General features: G+C 70.1%; 18 protein-coding genes. 8 read left to right on the top strand and 10 right to left on the bottom strand.

Annotation, left to right across the window (positions count from 1 at the left end; all coding sequences use genetic code 11):
• Positions 1-13: 13 nt before the first annotated feature.
• The 7 genes from KGQ19_RS31085 to KGQ19_RS31115 all read right to left on the bottom strand — a co-directional run bounded on the left by KGQ19_RS31085 (position 14) and on the right by KGQ19_RS31115 (position 9120).
• Entirely contained in the window at positions 14-1753 is a 1740-nt protein-coding gene (locus tag KGQ19_RS31085) for an ABC transporter family substrate-binding protein (RefSeq protein WP_212015712.1), read from the bottom strand.
• Positions 1754-1830: 77 nt separating this feature from the next.
• The gene (locus tag KGQ19_RS31090) at positions 1831-4026 is read right to left on the bottom strand and encodes a dipeptide ABC transporter ATP-binding protein (protein WP_212015714.1); all 2196 of its coding nucleotides are present in this window, start codon (positions 4024-4026) and stop codon (positions 1831-1833) included.
• The gene (locus KGQ19_RS31095) at positions 4023-4964 is read right to left on the bottom strand and encodes an ABC transporter permease (RefSeq protein ID WP_230419723.1); all 942 of its coding nucleotides are present in this window, start codon (positions 4962-4964) and stop codon (positions 4023-4025) included. The genes KGQ19_RS31090 and KGQ19_RS31095 overlap by 4 nt, the downstream gene beginning before the upstream one ends.
• Complete coding sequence (locus KGQ19_RS31100) at positions 4964-5944, bottom strand: ABC transporter permease (RefSeq protein ID WP_212015716.1); 981 nt, start codon at positions 5942-5944, stop codon at positions 4964-4966. The genes KGQ19_RS31095 and KGQ19_RS31100 overlap by 1 nt, the downstream gene beginning before the upstream one ends.
• Before the next feature lie 414 nt (positions 5945-6358).
• Entirely contained in the window at positions 6359-7186 is an 828-nt protein-coding gene (locus tag KGQ19_RS31105) for a class I SAM-dependent methyltransferase (RefSeq protein ID WP_212015718.1), read from the bottom strand.
• 57 nt (positions 7187-7243) lie between these two features.
• Positions 7244-8092: an HAD family hydrolase gene (locus KGQ19_RS31110; protein WP_212015720.1), complete on the bottom strand. Its 849-nt coding sequence runs from the start codon at positions 8090-8092 to the stop codon at positions 7244-7246.
• A gap of 41 nt (positions 8093-8133) precedes the next feature.
• The gene (locus KGQ19_RS31115) at positions 8134-9120 is read right to left on the bottom strand and encodes a bile acid:sodium symporter family protein (protein ID WP_230419726.1); all 987 of its coding nucleotides are present in this window, start codon (positions 9118-9120) and stop codon (positions 8134-8136) included.
• 125 nt (positions 9121-9245) lie between these two features.
• Here KGQ19_RS31115 and KGQ19_RS31120 point away from each other — a divergent pair, with 125 nt between their 5' ends.
• The 8 genes from KGQ19_RS31120 to KGQ19_RS31155 all read left to right on the top strand — a co-directional run bounded on the left by KGQ19_RS31120 (position 9246) and on the right by KGQ19_RS31155 (position 18161).
• The gene (locus KGQ19_RS31120; protein ID WP_212015724.1) at positions 9246-9932 is read left to right on the top strand and encodes a GntR family transcriptional regulator; all 687 of its coding nucleotides are present in this window, start codon (positions 9246-9248) and stop codon (positions 9930-9932) included.
• Between the two features lie 67 nt (positions 9933-9999).
• A complete protein-coding gene (locus KGQ19_RS31125) occupies positions 10000-10956 on the top strand; it encodes an STM4015 family protein (RefSeq protein WP_212015726.1) in 957 nt (318 codons plus the stop codon).
• Positions 10953-11969 carry a hypothetical protein gene (locus tag KGQ19_RS31130; RefSeq protein WP_212015728.1) on the top strand — a complete coding sequence of 339 codons (1017 nt, stop codon included), beginning with the start codon at positions 10953-10955 and terminating at the stop codon, positions 11967-11969. Before KGQ19_RS31125 ends, KGQ19_RS31130 begins: the two co-directional genes overlap by 4 nt.
• Positions 11970-12035: 66 nt before the next feature.
• Positions 12036-12926: a trypsin-like serine peptidase gene (locus KGQ19_RS31135; RefSeq protein WP_212015730.1), complete on the top strand. Its 891-nt coding sequence runs from the start codon at positions 12036-12038 to the stop codon at positions 12924-12926.
• Between the two features lie 61 nt (positions 12927-12987).
• Complete coding sequence (locus KGQ19_RS31140) at positions 12988-14007, top strand: AraC family transcriptional regulator (protein ID WP_212015732.1); 1020 nt, start codon at positions 12988-12990, stop codon at positions 14005-14007.
• Positions 14008-14116: 109 nt separating this feature from the next.
• Positions 14117-14953, top strand: coding sequence for a dioxygenase family protein (locus tag KGQ19_RS31145; protein ID WP_212015734.1), 837 nt, complete (start codon positions 14117-14119; stop codon positions 14951-14953).
• Positions 14954-15456: 503 nt separating this feature from the next.
• A complete protein-coding gene (locus KGQ19_RS31150; protein WP_212015736.1) occupies positions 15457-16422 on the top strand; it encodes a hypothetical protein in 966 nt (321 codons plus the stop codon).
• Between the two features lie 197 nt (positions 16423-16619).
• Positions 16620-18161: an amino acid permease gene (locus tag KGQ19_RS31155; protein ID WP_212015739.1), complete on the top strand. Its 1542-nt coding sequence runs from the start codon at positions 16620-16622 to the stop codon at positions 18159-18161.
• Between the two features lie 165 nt (positions 18162-18326).
• On the opposite strand, the gene KGQ19_RS31160 is transcribed toward KGQ19_RS31155, so the two are convergent.
• The 3 genes from KGQ19_RS31160 to KGQ19_RS31170 form a co-directional block, all read right to left on the bottom strand.
• Entirely contained in the window at positions 18327-20471 is a 2145-nt protein-coding gene (locus KGQ19_RS31160; RefSeq protein ID WP_212015741.1) for a RecQ family ATP-dependent DNA helicase, read from the bottom strand.
• On the bottom strand, positions 20468-21091 hold the full coding sequence (locus tag KGQ19_RS31165; protein WP_212015743.1) for a TetR/AcrR family transcriptional regulator: 624 nt from the start codon (positions 21089-21091) through the stop codon (positions 20468-20470). Before KGQ19_RS31165 ends, KGQ19_RS31160 begins: the two co-directional genes overlap by 4 nt.
• Before the next feature lie 98 nt (positions 21092-21189).
• Complete coding sequence (locus KGQ19_RS31170; protein WP_212015745.1) at positions 21190-22656, bottom strand: MFS transporter; 1467 nt, start codon at positions 22654-22656, stop codon at positions 21190-21192.
• Positions 22657-22789: the final 133 nt, after the last annotated feature.

Below are 22789 nucleotides of genomic sequence, written 5' to 3' on the forward strand. Positions count from 1 at the left end.
GCCCAGCCCAGCCCTAGCTCCCGCTCACGAACCCGAGGTTCTCGTAGACCGTGTCCTGAACCCCCGGCGCGCCGTAGTTCGCCAGCTTCGGGTTCTCCGCCACGATCTGCGGGCGCTGGAACAGCGGCACGACGGTGTCCAGCTTCCAGATCGCGGCGTCGGCCTCGTTGGCGTACTTCTCCGCCTGGGTCCGGTCCAGCGAGCTCAGCGCCTGCTCGAACAGGTTGTCGATCTCCGGGCTGCCGACGCGGCCGTAGTTCTGCTGGATGTTCAGCGAGCCGCCGGTGCCGGGGGTCGGGTTGGCGAACTCCGGTTGCGCGGTGCTCAGCGGGTAGGCGTTGCCGCCGAAGATGACCTGGGCTATGTCGAAGTCGCCGACGTTCACGTACTTCGTGTAGTAGTCGTCGCCGGGGACCGGGACGATGGTGACCTGGACGCCGATGGCCGCCAGTTGGTTCTGCACGATCTCGGCCAGCTGCTTGTTGGAGTCGCTGGTGGAGTTGATGACGAAGCGCAGGGTCAGGGGCTTGCCGTCCTTGGCGCGGGTCTTGCCGCCGTCGGTGCTCGTCCAGCCGGCCTGGTCCAGGAGCTGCTTGGCGCGGGTCACGTCCTGGGTGCCCAGGTCGCCGGAGTTGTCCTGGTAGCCCTGGTCGTTGGTGAGCAGTACGTGGTTGTTCAAGGGATCGGTGCTCACCCCCAGTGGGCCGACCAGTGCCGTGTCGATCTGCTTGCGGTTGATGCCGATGGTCAGGGCGTTGCGGACGCGGATGTCGGACAGGGGGCCGGTGCCGGCGCCGTTGAAGGTCAGGTTCGCCCAGACGGGGCCGGCGGCCTTGCGCACTGTGACGTTCGACATGTTCTTGACCCGTGCGTAGTACGACACGTGCGAGCCGATCCCGTATTGCAGGTCGACCTCGTTGTTGGCCAGGGCGTCGGTCTGGGCGTCGAGGTCGATCGACATGAAGATGATCTGGTTCAGCTTCGGCGGGTCACCCCACCACTTGTCGTTGCGGACCAGGGTCAGGGTCTTGGCGGTCTGGTTGATCGAGCCCAGCTTGAACGGGCCGTCGCTGTTCGGGATCGCGTCCTTGAAGTCGTCGATGAACTTCTTCGGGTCGCTGTTGGTGGCCGCCGGGTAGAGCGGTGAGAAAAGGCCCTGCCATTCGCTGTAGGGCTTGGCGAAGGTGATCACCACCTCCTTGGCGTCCTTGCCCTGCTTGATGTCCTGGATCTGGTTGTAGCCGACCGTGCCGGAGATCTGGAACGCCGGGTTGGTGCCGTTCAGGGCCTTCCACTGCGCCTCGAAGTCGGCCTCGGTGACCGGGGTGCCGTCCTGCCAGACCGCCTTCGGGTTCAGCTCCAGCGTCACCACCTGCTGCGGCGAGGCGGTGACGGTGTAGGAGGCGACCAGGTTGGCGTTGTTGTGCGGCACGCCCTTGGAGTCGGCGTAGAACGGCTGCTCCAGCACCGCGCCCATGATGTCCGACACCGAGCCGTCGGTGCCGTCGACCTCGTTGTAGTTGAGCTGGTCCGAGATCGCCGCCTCCGGCCAGCGCAGGGTGCCGCCGTCGGCGATCTTGTCGCGCGGCTGCGGGTTGATGTCGTTGCCGGGCTGGGTGTTGATGTTCTTGGAGGAACTGCTGCCGGATGTGCCGGACTTGCCGGAGGACGAACCGCCGCACGCGGTCAGGCCCAGCGCCAGCGCGGCCACTGCGGCCGTGCCCAGTACCAAGGAACGGGGACTGCGTCTCACAGTGCTGTTCTCCTTTTGGGTGTGGATGTAGATGTGGGTGAGGGTGGGATCGGTAAGGGCGGGATCGGTAAGACTGTTCACGCGACGGTGCCGGACTGGACCAGGGCGGGTACCCAGGCGTCCAGGTGATGGCAGGCCGCCGAGCGGTCGGCGTCGCCGACCGGGGTCAGCGCCGGGTCGGTGGACTCACAGAGTTCGCGCGCCTCGGGCTTCTCCAGCGCCGCGTAAAGGGGACAGCGGCTGCGGAACCGGCAGCCCCGCAGTGCCTCGGCGTCGCCGTCCAGCACCACCGGACTCGGCGGGTCGCCGGGCAGCACGATGCGCTCGCGCTGCCGCTCCACGACCGGATCCGGCACCGGCACGGCCGAGAGCAGTGCCCGGGTATAGGGGTGCCGGGGGTCTTCGAACACTGAGTCGGCGTCTCCGTACTCGACGATCCGTCCCAGGTTCAACACCGCGACCCGGTCCGCGACGTGTCGCACCACGGCCAGGTCGTGCGACACGAACAGGTACGCCAGCCCCAGCTCGCGCTGTAGATCGGCGAGCAGGTTCAGGATCCCGGCCCGCACCGAGACGTCGAGGGCCGAGACCGGCTCGTCCAGCACCACCAGCCGCGGCTCCAGCGCCAGCGCCCGGGCGATCGCCACCCGCTGCCGCTGCCCGCCGGAGAACTCGCGCGGGAAGCGGTTCGCGTGCGACGCCTCCAGCCCGACCATCTCCAGCAGTTCGCGGACCCGGCCGGCGGTCTTGCCGTGGCCGTGGGTGCGCAGCGGCTCGGCGAGCAGGTCGCCGACCGGCAGCCGCGGGTCCAGCGAGGCCAGCGGGTCCTGGAAGACCGCCGCGATCCCGGCCCGCACCGGCTGCGCCCGCCGCCGGACTCCGCGGCCCTGGTTCAGCGCCTCCAGGTCCTGACCCAGGACGCTGATACTGCCGCCCTGCGGCGTGCGCAGGCGCAGGATCTCCATCACGGTGGTGGTCTTGCCGCTGCCCGACTCGCCGACCAGGGCCAGCGTGGTGCCCGCCGCGATGTCGAGGCTGACGCCGTCGACGGCGCGGACCGTGCCGATGCGGCGGCGGATGATCGAGCCCTTGGTCAGCGGGTGGTGCTTGATGAGGTCGCGGACGGTGAGTACGGGTTCGGCGCCGACTATGGGTTCTGCGACGGCCGCCGCCTCGGGCTTGGCCGGTGCCTCGGGCTCAGTCGGCGCTCCTTCCGCATCCGAAGCCGCTTCGGGAGCGGTGTCAGAATCCTGGTCTGCGAGCCCTGAGTCGCCGCTCGGCCCGGCCATCAGATCCAGTCCCTCACCGGTCCGATGACAAGCGGCGGCCCGGCCCTGTCCGATCTCCAGCAGCTCGGGCTCCGTCGTCCGGCACAGGTCCACCGCGAACGCGCACCGCGGCGCGAACGGGCAGCCGGCCCCCAGCTCCGCCAACGAGGGCGGCGCCCCGGGTATCGACCGCAGCCGCACGCCGCGCCCGGCGTCCAGCCGCGGCAGCGAGCTCAGCAGTCCGGCGGTGTAGGGCATCTTCGGCGCCGCGAACAGCTCCTCGACCGCCGCGGTCTCCACCGGGCGGCCCGCGTACATCACCGCCGCGCGGTCGGCGAAGCCGGCGACCACGCCGAGGTCGTGCGTGATCAGCACGATCGCCGCTCCCGTGGCCTGCTTCGCGGTGGCCAGCACCTCCAGGATCTGGGCCTGCACGGTCACGTCCAGGGCGGTGGTCGGCTCGTCGGCGATGATCACGTCCGGATCGTTGGCGATCGCCATCGCGATCATCACGCGCTGCCGCATGCCGCCGGAGAACTCGTGGGGGAAGGCCAGCGCGCGCCGGGCCGGGTCCGGGATGCCGACCAGTTCCAGCAGCTCCACGGCCCGCCTCATCGCAGCGTCCGAAGTCACCTCCCGGTGCACCCGGATCGCCGCCGCGATCGCCTCGCCGACCCGGTAGACCGGGGTCAGCGCGGACAGCGGGTCCTGGAACACCATCGCGATGCCGGCGCCGCGGATCCGCGACATCTCCTTGTCGTTCAGGCCCAGCAGTTCCCGGCCGCGGAACCGCACCGAGCCGGTCACCTTCGCGTTCGTCGGCAGCAGGCCGATCGCCGCCATCGAGGACACCGACTTGCCCGAGCCGGACTCGCCGACGATGGCCAGCGTCTCCCCGCGCCGCACCTGGTAGCTCAGGCCCCTGACGGCGGCCAGCGGCCGGCCCTTCTCGCCGGGGAAGGACACATGCAGGTCCGTGACTTCCAACACAGCGTCGTCGCTCATGCCGCATCCCCCGGGGTGGAAGTGGACGAGGCCGTGCCGGCCGCGTCGTCCATCGCGTCCCGCAGCCCGTCGCCGACGAACGCGACCGCCATCACCGTCAGGATCAGCAGGACGCCCGCCGGGTAGAACAGCCACGGGTAGTTCAGCGCCGAGTCGGTGCCGTCGGCGATGATCGTGCCCAGCGAGACGTCCGGCGGCTGCACGCCGAAACCGAAGTAGCTCAGCGAGGTCTCGGCGATGATCGTCCCGCCGACGTTCAGCGTGGCGTCGATGATCAGCAGCGAGGCCATGTTCGGCAGCAGGTGCCGGGTGATGATCCGCAGCGGGTGCACGCCCATCACCTCCGCCGCGGTCACGAACTCCCGCTCCCGCAGCGAGCGCGCCAGCCCCCGCACCATCCGCGCCGTCACCATCCAGTTGAACGCCGCCAGCAGGATCACGAACAGCAGCCAGGTGCGGCCGTGGAACAGCGGCGAGGTGATCGCCAGGATCAGGAACGAGGGCAGCACCAGCAGCAGGTCGACGAACCACATCAGGACCCGGTCGGTCCAGCCGCCGAAGTAGCCGGCGGTGGCGCCGACGATCCCGGCCACTCCGGTCGACAGCACCGCGGCCAGCAGGCCGATGATCAGCGACTTCTGCAGGCCGCGCATCGTCTGCGCGTAGACGTCCGAGCCGATCTGCGTGGTGCCGAACCAGTGCGTCGCGGACGGCCCGGTCAGGAAGTTGTTGTAGTCCTGGTCCTTGTAGTTCCAGGAGCTCAGATACGGCCCGATGAAAGCCAGCGCGAACATCAGCACCAGGATCACCAGCCCGGCCACCGCGAGCTTGCGCCGCAGGAACCGGCGCAGCACGATCCGTCCGCGGCCCAGGGTGACCGGCTCGGGCGCGGTCATCGCGGACTCCTCCTGCGCGAGCACCAACTCTTCGGCGGTCATCAGTCACGCACCCGGGGGTCGAGCAGCGCGTGCGCGATATCCGAGAGCAGCCCGGCTATCAGGATCAGCACCGCGGTGAACAGCACCATCGCCGCGACCGCGTTGACGTCCTGGCGGCCGATCGAGTCCACGAACCACTCACCCATGCCGTGCCAGCCGAAGATCTTCTCGGTGAACGTCACGCCGGTCAGCAGCATCCCCATCTGGTAGGCGAACAACGTCGCCATGGGTATCAGAGCCGTGCGAAGCCCGTGTTTGACCAGCGCCGGGCCGCGCCGCATGCCGGTGGCCCGGGCGGTGCGGATGTAGTCCGCGCCCAGTACGTCGAGCATCGCCGAGCGCTGATACCGGCTGAACAGCGCCGCCTGCCCGAGCATCAGCGACAGCGTCGGCACCACCAGGTGCTGTCCCCGGTCGACCAGATGCCGGAACCACCCACCGGCCAGCCCCGCCGTCGTCTCGCCGGTGTAGGGGAGCAGCGTCGTGCCCGCGGCCTGGTTGATCTTCACGGTGCCGATCTTCAGCAGCACCGCCAACAGGAACACCGGTGTGGACAGGACCAGGAAGGATAGGAAAGTGATGGTGTGGTCCGATGGTCGGTACTGTCTGATGGCTGATATGAAGCCGAGCGCGACCCCGACCAGCGCGCCGCTGATGGTGCCGAACAGCACCAGGCGCAGCGTCACCCCCATCCGTCGCCCCATCTCCGCCGAGACCGAGGTGTCGTCGATGGTCTTGCCCAGGTCTCCGGTCACAACGCCCTTGGCCCAGTGCGCGAACCGGTCCTCCAACGGTGTCTTGTCGTTGAGGTTCAACTGGTTCAGCGTGGCGTTGACGGACGCGACCGGCGGCGGGGGCTGGCGCTGCGCGAAGTACTCGCGCGGACTGAGGCTGGACGCCGCGAGCAGGTAGCCCAGGCAGGTCGCCAGGGTGATCAGGACCAGGTAATTGACGATCCTGCGCAGCAGGAATGCACCCATGGCGTCGCGAGACTCCCGTATCAGGGCACGCTTAAGCGTGGCGAAAGGACTTGGCATGGAGCTGAGCGGTTCTCGGACCGATCGGTACCCGGGAAACACCGCTTATATGCAAAGCCCTCGTCTAAAGGCCGCTATGCGGATGTCGGGGGAGGTCGGAACCCTTATCGGGAAAGCGGACACAGCGCGCTGGCCACGCGACAGAAGTCGACGTGGCTGCGTGTCGTCAGTAACGCGGCGCGGTCCATGGGCTGGAACCTTAGCGGTAAACCCCTGACTGTGCACACACCGCCCGGCCTTCTCGGGATACGAGAGGACCGGGCGGTGCACGGAAATATCGGGACACCAAACGGTTCGGGACCCGAATAACGCCGTCCGTCGGCGTATACGGCGGCGCCGAGTGCTATTCGGCGTATATCAGGCCACACATACGATCTCGCCATGAACGACGTTGAACCACCCGTCGTCCTGTCCGGCCCACTTGCGCCAACCGGCGGCGACCGTGTCCAGATCGTCGACATAGGCGAAGCCCTTTTCCACGTACTGCGTGGCCGTGGAGGACTTCGTGGTGCGCTCGGCCCACATCTCGGCCCACCACCGGCGGTCGGGCTCCTCGGCGAAGACCCACGACGACGCGCTCGAGGTGATCGCGTCCCCGGCGAACCCGGCGGCCAGTGCCCAATGGCGCAGCCGCCGCCCGGCATCCGGGTGGCCGCCGTTGGACGTCGCCAAGGCCTGATACAGCCGCAGCCACTCATCCAGCGCCGGGACTTCCGGGAACCAGCGGAAGCCGCCGTAGTCGCTGTCCCGTGCCGCGACCACGCCGCCGGGCTTGCAGACCCGCCGCATCTCCTTGAGCGCCAGCACCGGATCGGCCACGTGCTGGAGCACCTGGTGGGCGTGGACCACGTCGAAGGAGTCGTCCGGGAAGTCCAGGGCGTGGACGTCGGCGACCGCGAAGCGGACGTTCTCGGTGCCGCGCCGGGCCGCCTCGTCCTGCGCCAGCTTCAGCGCCTCGGCGGTGATCTCCACGGCGGTCACCGTGCCGCCGGCGACCCGGTCGGCGAGGTCGGCGGTGATGGTGCCGGGCCCGCAGCCCACGTCCAGCACGCTCTGACCGGGGAAGAGATGCGGCAGGAGGTACGCGGCGGAGTTCTCCGCGGTGCGCCAGCGGTGCGAACGGAGAACGGTCTCGTGGTGGCCGTGGGTGTACGTGTTCTGCGGGGTCTCCGGCCTCGTCGTCATGCCGGAGACTCTAGTGACGCGACCGCCATTCGAGAAGATGTGTCTCGCATGGCGAGATCATAGATGGAAGAGCTCTTCCACGATCTGGGCCACGCCGTCCTCGTCATTGCTCGCCGTGACCCCGGAGGCGGCCGCCTTGACCTCGTCGAGCGCGTTCGCCACCGCGTAGGAACGCCCGGCCCAGCGCAGCATCGGCACGTCGTTCGGCATGTCCCCGAACGTCACCACGTCCGCGACGTCGATATCGCGGGCGGCGCACCACGCGGCCAGCGTCGAGGCCTTGGTCACACCGGGCGGCCCCAACTCCAGCACGCCGCGGTTGGTGGAGTAGGTGAGCTGGCCGAGCGTCCCGACCGCCGGCAGCGCCTCGACGAACATCGCGGCGCTGTCGCGGGTGCGGTCGGCGGCCAGGATCTTCAGCAGCGGGTCCTCCGCCACCGCCGCGGGCAACTCCTCATACGACACCACGCGGCGCCCGGCATCGGCGTCGTCCTGGTCGAAGGGCGACAGCTCGTAGTCGGCCTCGCGCACCATCCCGTGCGGCGTCTCCAGCGCGAACCGCGCCCCCGGCAACGCGGCCCGCACGTCGGCCAGCAGTTTCGCCACGGTCGCCGGGTCGAAGGGCCGGGCGTCGTAGGCCGCCCCGGCGGCCAGGTCGTAGCACACCGCGCCGTTGGAGGCGATGACGTGCGGCAGCCGTCCGAAGCACGGCTTGAGCCGGTCCAGCCACCGGACCGGCCGGGCGGTCACGGCTATCACGTGCGCGCCGCGGGCCATGGCCAAATCGAGCGCGGCGCGGGTGCGGGCGGAGGTGGTGCCGTCGCCGCGCAGCAGGGTGCGGTCCAGGTCGGTGGCGATGACCCGCGGCGGGTTGGTGTGGGGCGGGTTGGCCTGAGGTGGGTTCACGCGATCAAGAGTCGCACGCGGGAGGTGGGGAGATGAATTCGTCAAGCCTCGGCGGCGGCGTAGCGGGGCCCGGGTGAACTGCTCACTTCGGTGATCGCCTCACCACCGGCGGCCTCCCGCCCCCACCGCCGGGCCAGCACCGTGCACACCATCAACTGGATCTGGTGGAACAGCATCAGCGGCAACACCATCAGACTCAGCTCGTGCCCCGGGAACAGCACCGCGGCCATCGGCAACCCGGAAGCCAGGCTCTTCTTCGACCCGCAGAACACCAGCGTCACGCGCTCCGGCCGGGCGAAGCCCAGCCGCGCCGAGGCCAGACTCGTCGCCGCCAACACCGCCGCGAGCAGTGCCGCGCAGCACAGCGCCAGCGCGCCGAGCCGGGAAACCGACACCGAATGCCAGACCCCCGCGACCACGCCTTCGCTGAACGCGCTGTACACGACCAGTAGCACCGAGCCGCGATCGACAAGCGTCAGGAACGGTTTGTGCGCGCCGATCCAGTCGGCGATCCAGCGCCGCGCTACCTGGCCGGCGATGAACGGGAGCAGGAGCTGCGCGGTCAACGAGGCCACCGCGCTGCCGTCCACCCGCACCGCGCCGCCGAGGACCACCGAGGCCAGCGCCGGGGTCACCACGATGCCCGCGAGCGAGGAGAACGACGCCGCGCACACCGCCGCCGCGACGTTTCCGCGGGCCAGCGACGTGAACGCTATCGACGACTGCACGGTCGAGGGCAGCAGCGTCAGGAACAGCACGCCCTTGGCCAGTTCCGGGCCGAGCACCGGTTTCGACGCCGCCTCGGCCGCCAGCCCCAGCAAGGGGAACAGGACGAAGCTCGCGGCCAGGATCACCGCGTGCAGCCGCCACTGCTTCACACCGTCCCATGCGGCCTTCGGGGACAGGCGCGCGCCATAGAGGAAGAACAGCAAGCCGATGACGAACACCGTCGCGTGGCTCAGCCCGGTCGCCGCGCCGCCGCGGGCCGGCAGCAGGCTCGCCAGCCCCACCGTCCCGAGGATCGCCATCAGGTAGGGATCGATCCCGACCTTCGCCAGAGCGCCGCGCGTGGTGCTTGCTCCGCGCTGTAGTACGTTCGCCACAGCCCTTCCTCCTCCTGGTCGGGCACGATTGTATACAATCAAGGTGGCCGATGGACAGCAGGGTTGGCAAGGACGGCAGGGACGGCGGCGCCGGTGGCGTCACCCGCGCCATCCGCGACGACATCATCCGCGGCGTCCACGCCCCCGGCGCCCGGCTGGCCGAGGAGGCGCTGTCGGCCCGCTACGGCGTGTCGCGCGTCCCGGTCCGCGAAGCCCTGCGCACGTTGGAGGCCGAGGGCTTCGTCGCCCGGCGCCCCTACGCCGGCGTGGTCGTCGCCGCGCTGGACGACGCCGAAGCCGAGGACCTGGTCGAGATCCGGTCGCTGCTGGAACCGCTCGGGGCCGCGCGGGCCGCCGTCCGGCACACGCCCGAGCAGTTGGGTCGGTTGAAGGAGCTGGTCGCGCTGGCTGACGACGCGCTGGCGGCCGGCCGGCTGGAGGAGCTGGCGCGGTTGAACAGCCGGTTCCACGAGGTGCTGGCCCAGGCCTCCGGGAGCCGGACGCTGACCGAGCTGATCACGCAGCTCAGGTGGAAGATGGAGTGGGTCTACACGGCCAAGCTGCCGCGGCGCGCGCAGGATTCCTGGAGCGAGCACCGGGAGATCGTCGCGGTCCTGGAATCCGGCGATCCGGACAAGGCGGCGCGGGTCGTGACCCGGCACATCGGCAAGGGCCGGGGCGCTCATCGGCCGGCGGATCCGCAGGCGATCGCCATGGACCCGGACCCCGAAGACTAGATTGTATACAAGACTGAATCGGTTCATCAGTGCTTCCGCTGTCAGGCGCTGGCGATAGCGTGCCCGGGTGATTCAGGATTTCCGTTACGACGCCCTGACCTCGTTCCACGGGCTGCCGATCTTCCCGTTCGCCTACAGCGACCCGTCCGACCTGGAGTTGGCGGGCATCCCCGAGGACGTCCAGGCCTGGGCCTGGCGCGTCGGCAGCGACTCCTACGGCGGGACCGAGGGCGAAGTGATCTGGCCCCTGTTCCTCGACGGCGTCGACACCACCCGGGTCCGGGCCCTGACGCTCGGGGCCTGGATATCCGACGTGTCGGGCGAGGGCTGGGACGAGTACCAGGCCGCGCTGCTCGCCGCCGCCGACCGGTTCCCGAACCTGGAGGCGCTGTTCATCAGCGACGTGCCGTCGGAGCTGACCGAGGTCTCCTGGATCGAGCAGGCGGATCCCGGCCCGCTGCTCGCGGCCTTCCCGAACCTGGTCGAGTTCGGGCTGCGCGGCACCTCGCAGTTGGAGATGGAGCCGCTGGTCCACGACCGGCTGCGGGAGCTGACGATCCAGACCGGCGGGCTGCCGCCGCGGATCGTCCGCGCCGTCGGCCGCTCCAAGCTCCCGGCACTGACCGGACTCGATCTTTATCTGGGCACTGAGATGTATGGCGGCGGGGCCGGCGCGGACGACCTCGCCGACATCCTGTCCGGCGCGGCCTTCCCGGCGCTGCGGCACCTCGGGCTGCGTAACGCCGAGGACACCGACGCACTGGCGGCGTTGCTCGCCCACGCGCCGGTCGTGGCCCAGCTGGAATCGCTGGACCTGGCGCTCGGGATGCTGGGGGACGAGGGGGTGGCGGCGCTGCTCGCGGGGCAGCCGCTGACCCACTTGCGGCGGTTGGACCTGCACCATCATTGGATCGGCGAGGAGATGATCCAGCGGCTTTGGCAGGCGCTTCCCGGGGTGGACGTCAATGTGGACGAGGCGATGTCGCAGCGCGACGACGACCGGTTCATCGCGGTGACCGAATGAGTGCACTGAATTGGGCGGTCGTCGCCGGGACGGATGAGCCGGCGCGCGCTGAATGGACGCGGGCGGCGCTGGAGGCGCGGGAATCGGGGGAACCGGGGGAATCCGGGGTCGCGGAGCCGCGGTTCGTGGCGTGGTCCGCGGTGCTCAGCTCCGAGGCCGAGTTCCGGGCGGGGGAGTTGGTGTTCGTCGAACGTCTCTATCCGCGGAACGCTGAGAACCCGGTCGGCGGGCATCGCGCGCGTTATGAAGAGCTTCGGGTTGCGTTGCGACAGCTGGAGGCGGCGGTCACGAAGGCCGGGGCGACGTTGGCGGTGGCGGTCGAGCCGATGTTGTTGGCGCTGGATCGGAGGAGGCTGGACGCGTTCTTGCGGCTGAACGGGTTTCCGGTGCTGGAGTCCGACGACTCGCTCACGGACGACGGTATCCTGCGGCCCCGCTTCGCCGGTTCCGACGAATGGCTGATCGACGGCTCGTGGACTCACCTGTTCCTGCATCGGACCCGCACTGGTCACGAAGTCCGGCACGGTCCGGGCCGGCGCGTTCCCGGCGCGCGCGAATCCGCCGACCTCACCGGGCTGCTCGCCGACGACGGGATCCACACGGTCGCTTCGCTGCTTCGGGTCTATCTGTCTGGAACCCACTACGACATCCGCTTCGCCGTGCTGGACGGCAAGGCCACGCACGCCGCCGGGGTGATCCGTGGGCAGGCGGTGGCGCGGGAGTGGTACGGCGGCCGGCGCCGCGAGCTTGAGGCTTTCCTGGAGCGGTTCGGCGATGAGCGCTGGCAGCGGCTGGTGAGCCTGGCCGAGCGGACGGCCGCGCACTTCCCCGGGATTCGTTCGCTCGGGGTGGACCTGGCCGTGGACAACCACGAATCAGAGTTCGTGTTCGGTGTCGATCCGTTCGGCGCTTTCCTGCCCGGGCTCGTCAGCGGCTTGCCAAACCCCACGGATGATCGCGGCTCCCTGTCCGTCCGGGCGGCGGTGCTGCGATCGCCGGCGTCCAGATCCTGATCCCGGCCGCACCCGGATATGCTGCGCGGCTGTCACCGATTTGAATCAGGAGGCATACTCTCTGCCATGAAGCGCCGCCACACCGCCCTGCTCGCGTCCACCGCCGCCGTCCTCTCGGTGGCGGCGACGGCCTGCCATGGCGGTTCGTCAGCGAAGGGCGGCGGCTCGGACTCCACCACCGATGTCGCCTCCACGGTGCTCACGCACGTGCTGGAGTCCAACCTCGACGACCCGCACACCATCCTGCACGCCGGCCCGGTCGGCACCGCGCCGATCCCCGCCGGCACCACCGAGGCCGGCAAGCTCACGGCTCAGCCGTTCGACGGCATCCCCAAGGTCGGCGCGGTGTTCTTCAGCGTCGGCGGCGTCGTGTCGGCGCACTACTGCACCGGCAGCGTCGTTCACAGCCCCTCCGGCAACGTGATCGTCACCGCCGGCCACTGCGTCCACAACACCCTGTTCGGCGGCTGGCAGGACCACATCGTCTTCGTCCCCGGCTACCACGACGACATAGCGCCGTATGGGATGTGGGTCGCGACGAAGGCGTATGTGGACTCCAAGTGGGTCGCCTCCGAGGATCAGGACGCGGATATAGCGTTCCTCGACGTGCGCAAGGTCGGCGGCGGCTCGCAGACCCTGGAGAGCATCACCGGCGCGAACAAGTTCACCGAGAAGCCCGGCTACGAGAACAAGATCAGCGTGGTCTCCTACCCGCTGACGGCCGCTAAGCCGGTGGGCTGCCAGGCGTCGACGGCGAAGTTCAGCGACACCCAGCTGGAACTGGCGTGCGGTGGGCTGCCGGACGGGGCGAGCGGGAGCCCGTTCATGGCCTCGGGGGACAAGCTGGTCGGGATACTCGGCGGGTATGAGCAGGGCGGGAACTCGCCGGATGTCTCTTACAGCATCTACTTCAGTTCGCGGATCGCGAGTATTTTCAAGGCGGCCACCGGGGGGTGAGGGGGCTCCCCCGAATCACCTCCCACTGGACGCGCCGCCGCCCGCATCGCAGGATGCGAACATGCCAGCTCGTCTGTCGCCCGTACCTGTCCCGTCCGCTCCCGCGGCCCGCCGCGCCAACCGCACCGCGCTGGACCTGCACGAGCTCGAAGTCCCCGAAGTGGCCCTGCTCCCGTTCGCCGTGGGCTCGTTCGAGCGGATCGGCCCGTTGTCGCTGGCTGACTTCCCGCATCGGCACACGTTCTACGAGATCGTCCTCGTGACCGCCGGTCGGGGCTTGCATGTCGTGGACTCGCAGCCGTTGCCGATCATGCCGCCGCACTTCGGGGTGATCGTGCCGGGGCAGGTGCATCACTGGGAGGGGGCGCGGGGGGTCGACGGGTTCGTGCTGTTGTTCAACGAGGACTTTTTGGTGCGGCATCCCGAGGACGTGTCGGTGTTGCAGGCGTTGCGTCCGCTGACGTGGTTGAGTCCGGACGGTGCGCAGATGACCGGGCTGGTCGCGTTGGCGGCGGAGATGGAGCGGGAGTTGCGCGCGGGGGCCGGCGGGCATGAGGGGGTGCTGCGCGCGTATCTCCATATCCTGATCGTGCGGGCGGCGCGGATGGCGGGGTCGGGCGGTGTGTCGGCATCGACTGGGGCAACCATGGCAACCATGGCAACCGGAGCGGCCGGAGCGGCCGGAGCGGTTGGCCCGGCGCGTGCGCCGATCGCGGGTGTGGTCACGGTCGCGCAGGCCGGGGACCTGGTCGACCGGTTCCTGCGCCTGATCGCGGCGCCGGGGCAGGGGAACAGGACCCTGATCTCCTACGCGCGGGAGATCGGTGTGTCGCCGGGCTATCTGCACGAGTTGGTGCGGCAGCAGACCGGGCTGACCCCGGGGCAGGTGACGCGGCGGCAGCGGGTGGTGGAGGCCAAGCGGCTGCTGACGGGGACCGATCTGGCGGTGCGGCAGGTCGCCGAGCAGGCGGGATTCGGTGATCCGGCGTACTTCTGCCGGTTCTTCCGGCGGGAGACGGGGTTCAGCCCGGGGGAGTTTCGGCGCCGGGTCGCAGGAATGCACCACGATCCCGTGGTCTAGTCCATTTCGGTGCCGGGCCGGGGTGCCTAGATTCTGCTGTGCACGGGTTCGAGTATCAGAACTCTGTCACTGCCGGTCCTCGTCTCCGTCCGCCACCGAAGGAGTCGCCATGTCCGTCCCCGAAGACCCGCCCGGAATCACCCGCAAGACGTTGTTGAAGGCCGCTGTAGCCACCGGGCTCGCGGCACCGCTCGTGGTCGCCAGCGGCGCGTTCGCCAAGGACGCCGCCGCCGATGAGAGCCGGGGCGAGCCGGTCGCCGCCGGGCCGAACGGGCCGCGGGCCATCACCCCGGCGTGCCAGGACGGCGACGCGCCGACCATCGACCAGATCGAGGGCCCGTACTTCAAGCCGGACTCCCCGGAGCGGTCCGTACTGGCCACGCCCAGCACCCCCGGCACGCCGCTGACCGTGACCGGCGTCGTCTACGGCCTGTCGTGCCTGCCGATCGCCGCCGCCCTGCTGGACTTCTGGCAGGCCGACGACGGCGGCGACTACGACATGACCGGCTTCAACTTCCGCGGCCACCAGTACACCGACGTCAACGGCAACTTCGCGCTCACCACGATCGTGCCGGGCCTGTACCCGGGGCGTACCAAGCACATCCACGTCAAGGTACAGGCGCCGAACCAGCCGATCCTCACCACGCAGCTGTACTTCCCCGGCGTGCCGCAGAACGACACCGACAGCATCTTCGACGCGCGCCTGCTGATGGACGTGACCCAGCAGGGCGCGGGCGAGGCCGCCACCTTCGAGTTCGTGCTGAACGTGGACCAGGACCCCGGCGGCGGATCCCCGCCGCCCGGCGCCGGCTGGCTCGCCGGCCACGCCTACAACACCGGCGACACCGTCACCTACGACGGCAAGACCTACATCTGCCTCCAGCCGCACACCTCGCAGGTCGGCTGGGAGCCCCCGAACGCCCCGTCGCTCTGGCAAGCCCAGTAGCGGGCGACGCGGGACGTGCCGCCGCCGGCGATTCCGCCGGGAGCCTGCGGCGGCACCTGGCGCGGCGCGGGCATCCGCCAAGCCCGCGCCGCGCCGGGGAGCTGTTCGGGGCGCGGTTGAGTTGTGGGGTCTCGGTTGCCGCGCCCCGGACAGCGCCGGCGTTTGGGGCTGATCGTGATGTCTGTGCTGGTGCTGGTCATGCTGGCGGGGACGGGGGGGCTTTCGGGCCGGGGGTTTTTCCGAGCGGGGGTGTTCCGAGGCGGGCGGCAGCAGCCCCGACCCGCCTTCTCAGTGTGCCCCGGAACATCGACCCCTGATATGGTCGCTCCCCGGCGGTGTCGCCGAACGATCACGGGATGTGACCGGAACCGACAACGGCGGGAGGCGATCGGACAGCGATGACGGGGGAGGGAATTTGTGACGATCAAACTGGGGATGCGTGGGTCCGGTGATATCAGTGATCCGGACTCGCAGTTCGCCCAGCCGGAGTTCGGCGGTGCCCGGTGAGAGGATCACAGGGCTCCCCGCCGGCCTCGGAACGACTGATCTGGAATCCGGCGGGACCGGATCGCGATCTGGCCACGGCTTGTCAGGACCTGGCCGCCGGGCGGTTCCGGCCGGCCAAGGATTTGTTGGCGACGACCGGTCGGAACTGGGATCTGCGGTGCTACCAGATGTTGCTGCTCGCGCAGGCCGCCGCTGCGAGTGCGGCCGTCGAGCGGTGGCGCAGCGAGGAGCCGGAGAACCGGGATGCCGTGCTCCTGCAAGCCAGGACCGCGGTCATCCGCGCCATCCGGTCCCAGCGCGCGAAGCACCACAGCACGCCGGCTCTCATCGGACTCGCCGAGAAGTCGTGCCTGGAAGCTGCCGAACTCGCGCCCGGGGATCCGACCCCGTGGGTGGCGCGGTTGCAGTTGTACGTCAGCGCTCCAGACGAGGCGAAGCCGCGCGAGCTGATGGCGCAAGTGCGGCGGCGTGATCCGTGGAACCGCGAGGGCTTCCACCGGCTGCTCGCGGCGATCGGCTCCGCGACCGGCGGGGCCGTATCGGACGTGTTCGACATGGCCAGGTGGGCCTCGTCCAACGCGCCGGCCGGATCGCCGGTGCACGTGCTGCCGTTGGTGGCCTACGTCGACGGGTTCCAGCGCGAATCCGGTGACAGCGCGCGGGCGCGCCTGATCAACGGAGACCGGCAGTGGGCGGCCGTCCACGCGCGACTGGATATCGAGCGTGCGTACCAGTCGTGGTTCGCCAGCAAGGCCCGCGCGGGGCCGACGCTGCTGCCGGATCTGCACCTGATGGCGCACGCGCTGTGGAAGGGAGGTTATTTCACTGACGCCAAGCCGGTGTTCGAGGAGATCGGTCGCTACGCGCTGACCATGCCGTGGTCGCTCCACGGCCAGGCCGCCGAAGTGTTCTCCAGAGCACGAGAACGGTGTATGCGGACTCCAGCACCACCAAGCTCCTGATTCAGCACCACCGAACCTCTGAACTCCCCGGAAACGGCATTCAGCTCATCCCCCACGCTCACGATGCCGCACCCGGAGCACGACCTTCCGCACAGTCGTCGCGGACCGTCGTGCAACCGCCTGGCGGTGGTCCGCTCTCGGCCCGCCCGCCAGTCCGCCCCGGCCCTTGACCGATTCGATTCTTTGGAGGTGCGCTCATGGCGCAGACCAGAGACACCGACGCGACTTCCCTGAAGCGTCGTGACAGATCGTCGCTGACCGAGGACGACCTGCGGCTGCACGAACTCGGATACCCCAGACAGCTCGCGAGGCGGGTCAACGCCTTCGGGAACCTGGCGATGTCCGCCACGATCATCAACTTCATCACCGGGATCATGTACTCGACCGCGCTCGTGATGGCCTCCGGCGGCCCGCGGATCATGGTCTGGGGCTGGGTCCTGGTCGGCCTGATGGTGCTGTTCGTCGGCGCCTCGATGGCCGAGATCAACTCGGCGCTGCCGACGTCCGGCGCGCTGTACTACTGGTCGGCCAAACTCGCCAAACGCCACAACGCGGCCTGGTCCTGGTACACCGGTTGGCTGAACTTCGCCGGCCAGATAGCCGGGACCGCCTCGGCCGACTTCGGCGCGGCCACCTTCATCCAGGCTCTGGCCGCGGCCCAGTGGAGCTCCTACCGCCCCACCACCAAGGGCACGCTGGCCATCTACGCCGCCACCCTGGCCGTGCACGGGCTGCTCAACACCTTCACCGTGCGGCTGGTCGCGTTCCTGAACAAGGTCGCGGTGTGGTGGCTGCTGGTCGGAACCATGGTGATCGTCGGCTGGCTGGCCGTGTTCCCCTCACACCACACTTCGGCGTCGTTCGCCTTCACCCACTTCGTCAACGGCACCGGCTTCCACTCCGGGATCTATGCCGGGTTGATCGGGCTGCTGTTCAGCGCCGGCACCTTCACCGGGTTCGACGCCTCCGCGCACATGTCGGAGGAGACGGTGCACGCCTCGGTGTCCGCGCCGAAGGGTATGGTGCGCTCCATCGCGTTCTCCTGGATCGTCGGGCTCATCCTCATCATCGCGATGACCTTCTCGATGACCGACTACGACACCCAGGCAAGCGCCTCGGTGCCGCCGCTCGTGATCTTCACCGGCGCGCTCGGGCTGACCACGGCCAAGCTGTTCATGCTGGTGGTGATCGGCTCGATGCTGTTCTGCGGCCTGGCGAACCTGACCTCGAACTCCCGCCAGATCTTCGCCTTCTCCCGCGACGGGGCGATGCCCGGCTCCAAGTGGTGGCGCAAGGTACGCAACGGCACCCCCGTCAACGCCGTCTGGTTCGCCGCGGTCGGTGCCTTCGTGCTCGCGGTGCCCTCGCTGTGGAGCACCACCGCGTTCCCGGCGATCGTGTCGATCAACGTCATCGGGTTGTTCGGGTCCTATGGCATCGCCATCTGGCTGTGGCTGCGCCGGCGGGGGGACTTCGAGCGCGGGCCGTGGAACCTCGGGCGGTTCAGCGTCCCGGTGGCTCGCGTCGCGATCACCTGGGTCGTCTTCAGCAGCATTCTGTTCCTGCTGCCGGAGGTCAGCCCGATCACCGCCAAGACCTTCAACTACGCACCGGTCGCACTCGGCGTGGTGCTGGTGGTCGCCGCGCTCTGGTGGGTCGTCACCGCCCGACGCAGCTTCCAGGGTCCGATCAGCTACGGCACGCCTGAGGAGTTGGCACAGATCGAGGCCGAGCTGTGAACCGGAGCCCGGCCTCTGAACCCGCACTGGGGATCATGCCGAGGCGGTAGCGCCTCCGGAACGGCTGACGTGAAGCGCCCCGGTTCCCCACCGCGGCGATAGCTTTGGCAGCAGGTCAGGATCCGGTGCCTGACCTGCTGCCGAACCGGGCGGTACGGCGCGATCTCAGCCCTGCACCGCCAGCGCGAAAGGCAGCACGGCTCCGGCTCCGGCCCGGCGGAGCAGGCCGGCGGCGACGGTCATGGTCCAGCCGGTGTCGACCGAGTCGTCGACCAGCAGGATCGGGCCCTGATGCGCCGCGACCGCCTCGGCGAGTCCGGCGCTGAGCGTGAACGCGTCGTGCACCTGCTTCAGCCGCTGTGCGCTGTTGCCGCGCCGGGTCTGGCCCGGCGTGCCGGCGGGCTCCGCCGAGCCGAGGTATTCCAGGCGGCCGATGGCCGCGATGCGGTGTGCGGTGTCGGTGATCAGGGTCGGGCGGCTGCGCGAGCCGATCGACACCACGGCGGTCGGCCGTTCCTTCCAGTCCCAGGCGGCCAGCACCTTCACGATGCCGTCCACCATCGGCTCTGGCAGCGGCTGGTCGGGCGTCCCGTCGGTGAGCAGGTCCCGCAGCCGTGCGCCCCAGCCCAGGTCGGTCAGGCGGCCCAGGGCCCGCCCGGGCTCGGCGTTCTCGGCCGGCGGGATCTTCCCGGACAGCTGCACGCCCAACGCCGACATGCCGGTCGGCCAGATCTTGCGGGACGCGATGACCACGCCGGGTTTGGCCAGCGCCGCCCGCGCCGCCTGCGCGTCCGCCCCGGACACGGTCGGTGCGAAGCGGACGCCGGCGCAGTTGTCGCAGCGTCCGCAGGGTCCTTCGATGTGCGGGTCGTCCAGTTGGCGGCGCAGGAACACCATGCGGCACTCGTCAGTGGTCTCATACGTCAGCATCGCGCGCTGCTCGTCCTCGCGGGCCGCGGCGACGCGTCGGTAGCGCTCGGCGTCGTACGCCCACGGCTCCCCGGTCGACGCCCAGCCGCCCTTGACCCGGCGCACCGCCCCGTCGACGTCCAGCACCTTCAACATCGACTCCAGCCGCGACCGGCGCAGGTCCACCCGCGACTCCAAGGCGGCGGTGGACATCGGCCGCCCGGCGTCGGCCAGCACGTCGAGCGTCTGGCGCACCTGCTCCTCCGGCGGGAACGCCAGCGAGGCGAAGTACCGCCAGATCGCCTGGTCCTCATAGCCCGGCAGCAGCAGCACCTCGGCGTGGTCCACGCCGCGGCCGGCCCGGCCGACCTGCTGGTAGTAGGCGATCGGCGAGTTCGGCGCGCCGAGGTGCACCACGAAGCCCAGGTCCGGCTTGTCGAAGCCCATGCCCAGCGCCGAGGTCGCGACCAGGGCCTTGACCCGGTTGGCCAGCAGGTCCGCCTCGGCCTCGCGGCGCTCGGCGTCCTCGGTGCGTCCGGAGTAGGCCGCCACCTCGAACCCGCGGCCCCGCAGGAACGCGGTCAGCTCGTCGGCGGCGGCGACCGTCAGGGTGTAGACGATCCCGGAGCCGGGCAGCTCGGGGAGCTGCTCGGCCAGGTACGCGAACCGCTCCTCGGGGCTGCCGAGCCGGACCACGTGCAGCGCCAGGCTCTCCCGCTCCAACGTCCCGCGCAGCACCAGCGTGTCGCCGTCGCTGTGGGTGCCGAGCTGTTCGGCGACGTCGGCGACCACGCGGGCGTTCGCCGTCGCGGTCGTGGCCAGCACCGGGACGCCGGGCGGTAGATCGGCCAAGAACGTATGAATACGGCGATAATCGGGTCTGAAATCGTGTCCCCAATCGCTGACCGTGTGCGCCTCGTCCACGACCAGCAGCCCGACCTCCGAGGCCAGCTTCGGCAGCACCTCGTCGCGGAAGTCGGGGTTGTTCAGCCGCTCCGGCGAGATCAGCAGGACGTCCACCTCGCCGGCGGCGACCTCGCCCCGGATCTCCTCCCACTCGTGCAGGTTCGCCGAGTTGATGGTCCGGGCCCGGATCCCGGCCCGGTCGGCGGCGTCGATCTGGTTGCGCATCAGGGCCAGCAGCGGCGAGACGATCACCGTCGGCCCGGAGCCGCGGGCCCGCAGCAGCGCCGTCGCGATGAAGTACACCGCCGACTTGCCCCATCCGGTGCGCTGCACCACCAGGGCCCGTCGCCGGTCCGCCACCAGCGCGTGGATCGCCGTCCACTGATCTTCGCGCAGCCGCGCCGACTCCCCGGCCAGGCGGCGCAGCAGGGTTTCCGCCTCTTCGCGGAGCGCGGGGGAGGACGAGGCGGCGGTGGCTGTGCTGGTGTTGCTCATGGCGTCATTTGTACAGGTTCGCTCGGACAGCCCGCGGCCGGATCCCGAAGCAGCCCGAGCAACGTGGTGCTCAGCAGGTCGGCGGCTTCGGCGCGCGGCAGCCGTTCCGCGTCGGCCTCGGCGGCCGCGGCGTGCGCGAGGGCGTAGATCGAGGCCATCACCCACGGCAGCGGCAGATCGGTGCGGAACTCGCCGCGGTGGCGGCCCCGGACGATCACCGCCTCGATCCGGGCGAAGACCTGCTCATGCAGCTGCCGCACCTTCTCCGGCCCCAGATGCCGGGTGGCCGCGGCCAACAGCCCCTGGTAGCGGCCGAGCAGCCACGGCGCGTGCAGCAGCCGGTCCACGGCCCCGGTGGCGGTGCCCGACTCCAGATCCAGCTCGGCGAAACCGGCGTCGGCCTCGGCGAGCGAGCGGATCAGCAGGGCATCGACGATCGCCGGGAGCGAGTCGAAGTGGCCGTAGACCGTCACCCGGCCCACGCCCGCCGCCTTGGCGATCTCGGTGACGGTGGCGTCCGGGCTGCTCGCGAAGCTCCGCAGGGCCGCGTCCAGGACGGCGGTGACGGTGCGCTCGGCGTCGGCGCGCTTGGCTGGGCGCTTGTCGGTCTTCGGGGCCATGGCCTCAGGGTATGGCTTGGGGCCATGGCCGCCCGATCGCGGTGCCACGACTACAGCGCCACGACTAACAGTGCCGCGACCATCAGCGCCGCAGCCCTTCAGCGCCCGAACACCGGCCGCGCCGCCGGATCCGGACGTCCCGCGGGCAGCGCGCCCAGCGCGGCGACCGCAGCGGCCAGCGCGATCCCGGCGGCCAGCGCGAAGGCGGTCCGGAAGCCGCCGACGCCGGTGGCCGCGGTGCCGAGGCTGGAGGCGGCGAGTACCGAGGCCAGCGCCACGCCGAGCGCCGAGCCGAGCTCGTGCCCGGTGTTCACCAGCGCGGAGACCACTCCGGCCTCGCGCTGGTCGGCCTGGTGCAGGGCGACGGTCGTGGCCGTCACCAGGGCCATGCCGACCCCGGCGCTGAGCAGAATGAACCCGGGCAGTACGGCGAGCGCCGCGTTTCCCGACGCCGGCAGTCGGGTCAGCAGCAGTGCGCCGACCGCCGCGAGTGTGAATCCGGCGCAGGCGGTGCTGCGGAAGCCGAGGTGGCCGACGCTGTGGGAGGCCAGATGTGCGCCGAGGCCGGTTGCCACCGCGACCGGCAGGTAGACCAGGCCGGTCTTCAGCGCCGAATAGCCCGCGCGGTGCTGGAGGTACCAGGAGATGAGGAAGAAGCCGGTGATCAGGATGATGGTCGCCGCGAACATCACCGCGGTTCCCGCGATCACCGAGCGGTCGCGGAGCAGGCCCGGCCGCAGCAGCGGTTGCTTCACCGAGCGTTCCAGCACCACCAGCGTCCCGGCGGTCACCACGGCGCCGGCCAGCGGCAGCAGGGTCGCGGCCGTGGCCCAGCCGGTGCTGCCGGCGTGGATCAGGCCGTAGACGAGCAATGCGGCGGTGGCGGTCGCGGCGAGGGCGCCGGGCAGGTCCAGGCCGCGGAGCGAGCGGGCCGGGGCCGCGGCCGGGACCAGGCGGGGGAGCAGGGTCAGGACCACGAGCCCGATCGGCAGGTTCACGAAGAACACCCAGCGCCAGCCCGGCCCCGACGTCAGCGCGCCGCCGACCAGCACCCCGACCGCGGCCCCGGCTCCGCTGATCGCGCCCCAGACGCCGAGCGCCTTGGTCCGCTCGGGTCCGTGGAAGGTCGTGGTGAGGATCGACAGGGCCGCGGGGGAGAGCAGTGCGGCGGCGACACCCTGCACCGCGCGCCCGGCGATGAGTTCCCCGGCTGAGTGCGAGAGTCCGGAGGCCAGGGAGGCGACGGTGAATGCGGCCAGGCCGAGCAGGAACGCGCGGCGGCGTCCCAGTCCGTCGGCGAGTCGGCCGCCGAGCAGGAGCAGCCCGCCGAAGCACAGCGTGTACGCGGCCGGGACCCAGGTCAGGGCTTGGCGGCTGAGGGACAGGCCGGTGGTCATGGACGGCAGCGCCAGGTTCACGGCCGTGATGTCGATGATCAACATGAACTGTGCCAGGCAGAGCAGGGTCAGGGCGGTCCAGCGGCGCGAGTCGGGGTTGTGTTCGGGCTTGGGATGGGGCTCGGGCTTGGCGCCTGGCTTGGGCTCGATGATGAGTTCAGGCCTCATCGGGGTCCCCTCCGATCAGAGAAATCAAACATGGATGTTCGAGTTCTACGATGGCCCCGCGGTGCCGCATAAGTCAAACGCTAGTGTTTGAGTTAGTCGCAACAGCCCAGGCGATAGGCTTATGGCACCCCTA

Origin of the sequence: Catenulispora pinistramenti (assembly GCF_018274385.1) — a bacterium.
Classification (GTDB): domain Bacteria; phylum Actinomycetota; class Actinomycetes; order Streptomycetales; family Catenulisporaceae; genus Catenulispora; species Catenulispora pinistramenti.